The organism is Klebsiella indica, from assembly GCF_005860775.1.
In the GTDB taxonomy this organism is placed as follows: Bacteria; Pseudomonadota; Gammaproteobacteria; order Enterobacterales; family Enterobacteriaceae; genus Klebsiella; species Klebsiella indica.
Genome location: NZ_VCHQ01000060.1, coordinates 1 through 1093, shown reverse-complemented (window position 1 = coordinate 1093; position 1093 = coordinate 1). Strand labels below are relative to the sequence as shown.

Here is a 1093-nt window from a genome sequence, read left to right as displayed (position 1 = left end):
CCATGATAGTGGCGAAGATGTTGTTGGGGATGTTTCCCCTGCCTGTCTGGCGAGAAGGCGAACCACGCTGCAGGTGGGTCTGACGATCCCGCGCTCCTGTCATCGCGTACATACGTCCAGATGCGCCCGGTTTTCGTCTTCTTTCTGCCCGGCGCCAGTACCGGCACCGGAGTATCGTCCGTATGCAGTTTGCGGCAGTCCATCACGTACTGGCAAAGAGCTTCATCCAGCGGTGCCATTAACCGGCAACAGGCATCCACCCAGTTGGAGAGCAGCGCACGACTCAGCCCCACGCCCTGACGGGCAAAGATTTCAGTCTGACGATACAGCGGCAGATGTTCGCAGTATTTCGCGGTCAACACCCGTGCCAGCAGACCCGGCCCGGCGATACCGCGATCGATGGGACGTGATGGCGCAGCCGCTTCAACGATGCAGTCGCATCGGGTGCAGGCCTTTTTCACCCTGACCGTGCGGATCACTTTCAGGGCGCTGGAGACCAGTTCCAGTTGTTCCGCGCTGACTTCGCTGAGGTACTCCATATCGTTGCCGCATTCCGGGCAGCAGGTTTCAGCGGGCTCCAGCCGGTGTATTTCGCGGGGAAGGTTTTCCGGTAAGGGGCGACGATGGCGGGACTGCCGCAACTGACGAGGTACCAGTGGATCGTCTTCCCGCCCGTTGTAGCGATCGCTTTGCTGCTCCTGCTGTTTCAGCAGAGCTTCGGCTTCTTCAACCTGCCGGCGCAGCTTTTCTGAGCGGGTACCGAACAGCATCCGGCGCAGTTTTTCTATCTGTGCCCGCAGGTGCTCTATTTCGCGCTCTTCGTTCTCTATTTTCTCTTCAGCGCGGGCCAGCGCTGAGCGCAGGAACGACTCAGCCTCTGCAACGAGGCTGAGCTGGCTGTCTTTCTGGCGAAGCGCATCTTCCAGCGTGGCGATACGGGCGAGATAGTCCTGACTCATGACCCCATTTATAATGCGGTCATGTTCTTTTTACAACATTGTCAGTGAGTTAAAGCGGGCTGCTTTTGGCTGACGCCAGTCCAGCTTATCGAGGAGCATGGCGAGTTGTGAGCGGGTAATACCCACCTTTCCGT

The 1093-nt window shown here is 58.5% G+C and carries 1 protein-coding gene and 1 pseudogene; both read right to left on the bottom strand.

Annotated features, from left to right (window positions below):
* Positions 1 to 959: IS66 family transposase (tnpC, locus tag FE839_RS24390; protein WP_138363266.1), on the bottom strand; the 959-nt coding region annotated here is incomplete at its 3' end.
* Positions 960 to 989: 30 nt separating this feature from the next.
* A pseudogene (locus tag FE839_RS24990) lies at positions 990 to 1093 on the bottom strand (IS66 family insertion sequence element accessory protein TnpB); the annotation flags it as partial.